Raw genomic sequence first — 3,304 nt, 5'->3', positions numbered from 1 at the left:
GGCCAGGAGGTCAGCGGCGAGGAGCTGCGCGAGTGGTGCCGGGGGCGGATCGCCAGCTTCAAGATCCCCCGCTACTGGAAGTTCGTGGAAGAGTTCCCCATGACCGTCACCGGCAAGGTGCAGAAGTTCAAGATGCGCGAGGCGTCGGTGGCCGAGCTCGGCCTGGAGACGGCCGCCGGGACAAGGACGGCCTAGCCGGTCGCGCGGCCGCCTTGAGACGGCGCGACTCCTGGAGCAGGAAGTACACCAGCAGGGCGCTCAGCACGAGATGCCCGCCGGCGGTGTAGAGGCCGGGGAAGTAGCCGCCCTTGAGGACGGGGAACACGAAGTGGGCGACCGCGTTGAGCAGGCCGGCCCCGAGCGCGTAGAACCACAGCACGAAACGGCCGAGACCCGCTCCGTCCCGTTGCCGGTCATCGCCCCGACCCCGCCGGGACCGAGGTCATGGCCCTGATGCCGGCCCGGTAGGTCGGGTACATGGGCCGCCAGCCGAGCTCGGTCCTGGCCTTGTCGTTGGCGACGTGCATCGAACGACGGCGCCCGCCGGGGTCGGGTGGCGGAGCGACCGACCCCGCCCCAAGACGACGGAGGGCCCGCGCTGGAGGACCGCCCAGCGCGGGCCCGTCCGCCCCCCCGGGTCTAGGCCACGCGGCGAAGCTGGCCGCGGATGGCCCCTGGCACGAAGTCGAGGTTGTGGATGTTCGCGTAGTAGGCGGCGGGATGGCGGCGGATGTCGCGGAGCAGGGCCGGGTCCTGGTCGGAGACGCAGCCGGCGGCCGCCGAGATGGTCGACGGGAGCGTGGCCGTCGGCGCGCCGGCGAGCTCGGGCACGTCGAAGAACAGGACCACGACCGGGCCGGCGACCCCGGCGGGGCCCTCGTGGATGTGGGCGAAGATCGGCGGGGCGATCTTCGCCCAGCCGAGGGCGAAGCAGACCCGCTCCCGGCCGGTCTTGACCAGGGCCAGGCCGCGGCCGTCGGGGTCGCCGGGGCCGGGGACCTCGTTGGCGCCGTTCAGCCTGGCGGCGAGCTGGCGCGGCAGGTCGAGGTCGAGGTGGCGCGAGCGGTGGAGCTGGCCGCGGATGGCTCCGGGGGCGAAGTCGGCCGTGTGGATGTTGACGTAGTAGTCGCGCGGGCTGGCCGCGATCTCCTCGGCCAGGGCGGGGTCGACGTCGACGCAGCCGGCGACCGAGGAGAGTGTGTCGGGCAGGGAGGCGGCGTTGGTACTGGGCTCGAAGAACAGCACCACCACCGGGCCGGCCACCCCCGGCCCGCCCTTGTGGATGTGGGCGGCGGTGGGGGCGGTGATCTTCGACCACTGGAGCACGAAGCAGGCGCGGTCGCCGGCCAGCCGGACGAAGGCCCGGCCGCGCCCGTCCGGGTCGCCTGGGCCTGGGAACTCGTTGGCCCCCTTCAGGGTGGCGGCGAGAGTTGTGGCCTTGCCCGAGCTGCCGGAGGCGGCGGCGGGGATGGCCAGCAACGTCATGCCGAAGACGAGGGCGGCGGCCAGGGCGACGACGGCGACACGCTTTCGCATGCTCCTGCTCCTCGCGTCTCGGGTGTCTCGGGAGAATCGGGGGACACAGGGACAACCACCGGAGGGCCCGTCCGCTTCCCGTGCTAAGGTCGAAAATCGTGGAGATGAAGATCGGGATCCATCTGGGGCGGAACGACCCGCTCGGCGAGGGTGCCGCCCGGGGGGCCGACTGCGTCCAGTTCTTCCTCGGCGACCCCCAGGGCTGGAAGGTGCCGCCGCCGGGCCCGGACGCGGCCGAGCTGGCCGCCGCCGACATGGTCGTGTACGTCCACGCCCCCTACGGCATCAACCTGGCCTCGCCCAACAACCGCATCCGGATCCCGTCGCGCAAGCTGCTGGCCGACACCTGCAAGGGCGCGGCCGCGGTCGGCGCGGCCGGGGTGATCGTCCACGGCGGCCACGTCACCGGCGGCGAGGACGAGGCCGAGGGGTTCCCCCGCTGGCGCAAGGCCCTTGACCAGCTCGAGTCCGAGGTGCCGGTCCTGCTCGAGAACACCGCCGGCGGCGACCACGCCATGGCCCGCCGCCTCGGCACCCTGGCCCGGCTGTGGGACGTGGTCGGCGACACCGGGCTGGGGTTCTGCCTGGACACCTGCCACGCCCACGCCGGCGGCGAGGAGCTGGACGGCATCGTCGACCGGGTCAAGGCGATCACCGGCCGGATCGACCTGGTCCACGCCAACGACTCCAAGGACCGGGCCGACTCGGGCCGCGACCGCCACGAGAACCTGGACAAGGGCCAGATCGACCTCGACACCCTGGTCGGGATCGTTCAGGCGGCCGGCGCCCCGGTGATCTGCGAGACCCCGGGCGGCGTGGCCGAGCACCGGGCCGACATCGAGCTGCTCCGTTCGCGCCTGGGCGGCCGCTAAGCTACGCCCACGCCACCGAGCCGGAGGACGACCGATGCCAGCCACGCCGACCGTGAACCCGACCAGGGCCGCCCTGGAGGCCGCCGTCCTCGACCTCACCGACGAGCAGATCGCCAGCGCCCTCTGCAAGGTCGACCGGGCGGTGAAGGCGGCCTACGAGCAGCGCGCCGAGTACGCCTGGCCGCGGGAGGCGCAGCTCAGCCTGCTCGGGGCCCTGGCCCAGCGGCTGGAGCGCGGCCGGGTGGCCGCCAAGGGCTGACGCGCCCCCCCGGCCGGACCGGTCAGCCGGCCCCGGCCGTTCCCGCCGGCCGGCCGCCGTCGTAGGGGTGCTCGACGATGGCGACCACGCGCGAGGACAGGAACCGGGCGGTGCGCACCGGCTGGCCGGTGCGGGTCACCTCGGCCACCTCGACCATGTTCCGCAGGGTTGTCACCTCGACCCGCCGCCCGGACCGCGTGGCCGCGATCTCGAACCCGCGGACGCCACCGTTGCCGGTGTCGACCAGCACCTCGACCTTGTCCCCACGCATACCGGGCAGCGTAGCCGCTCCCGGCGGAACTGGATAGCCCGTCAGCCACCGGCTGGGGACAGCTCGACCCCGAGCACGGCCGCGGCGGCCGCCACCCCGGGCCCGTCACCCCGCTCGGCCAGCTCGTCCCCCGCCGCCAGCGCCCCCGGCGTGTCCAGGTCGGCCGCCAGCGCGGCATCCACCGCCGCGGGCAGGCTGGGGCGCGGTCGGCCCTCGCCCGCCGGCGCCGGGTCCCCGTCGGGCGCGACGCCACCCGACCCTCCGGCGGCGGGGCCCCCCTCGGGGGGGTGGCCGACCGGGGTGACGGATGAGCCGGTCGGTCCACAGGCCTGGCGCCAGGCGGAGAGGCGTTCGGCGGCCTCCTTG

The 3,304-nt window shown here is 74.5% G+C and carries 6 protein-coding genes; 3 read left to right on the top strand and 3 right to left on the bottom strand.

Going from position 1 to position 3,304, the window contains the following annotated elements; genetic code table 11:
• A partial coding sequence (locus tag VF468_01530; GenBank protein HEX5877003.1) for an AMP-binding protein occupies positions 1-195 on the top strand: 195 nt, incomplete at its 5' end.
• Between the two features lie 444 nt (positions 196-639).
• Here VF468_01530 and VF468_01525 read toward each other — a convergent pair.
• Positions 640-1,536, bottom strand: coding sequence for a CHRD domain-containing protein (locus tag VF468_01525; GenBank protein ID HEX5877002.1), 897 nt, complete (start codon positions 1,534-1,536; stop codon positions 640-642).
• Between the two features lie 104 nt (positions 1,537-1,640).
• Between VF468_01525 and VF468_01520 the strand changes: the two genes are divergently transcribed.
• Positions 1,641-2,408, top strand: a complete 768-nt coding sequence (locus tag VF468_01520) for a deoxyribonuclease IV (protein HEX5877001.1) — start codon at positions 1,641-1,643, stop codon at positions 2,406-2,408.
• A gap of 34 nt (positions 2,409-2,442) precedes the next feature.
• Positions 2,443-2,667, top strand: coding sequence for a hypothetical protein (locus VF468_01515; protein HEX5877000.1), 225 nt, complete (start codon positions 2,443-2,445; stop codon positions 2,665-2,667).
• A 22-nt stretch (positions 2,668-2,689) separates the two neighbouring features.
• On the opposite strand, the gene VF468_01510 is transcribed toward VF468_01515, so the two are convergent.
• A complete protein-coding gene (locus tag VF468_01510) occupies positions 2,690-2,938 on the bottom strand; it encodes a hypothetical protein (GenBank protein ID HEX5876999.1) in 249 nt (82 codons plus the stop codon).
• A gap of 41 nt (positions 2,939-2,979) precedes the next feature.
• Positions 2,980-3,304, bottom strand: a 325-nt coding sequence (locus tag VF468_01505) for a hypothetical protein (GenBank protein HEX5876998.1), incomplete at its 5' end; no start/stop codon positions are given.

The sequence above is a fragment of the Actinomycetota bacterium genome (assembly GCA_036280995.1).
In the GTDB taxonomy this organism is placed as follows: domain Bacteria; phylum Actinomycetota; class CALGFH01; order CALGFH01; family CALGFH01; genus CALGFH01.
This window is presented reverse-complemented; position numbering and strand designations above follow the sequence as displayed.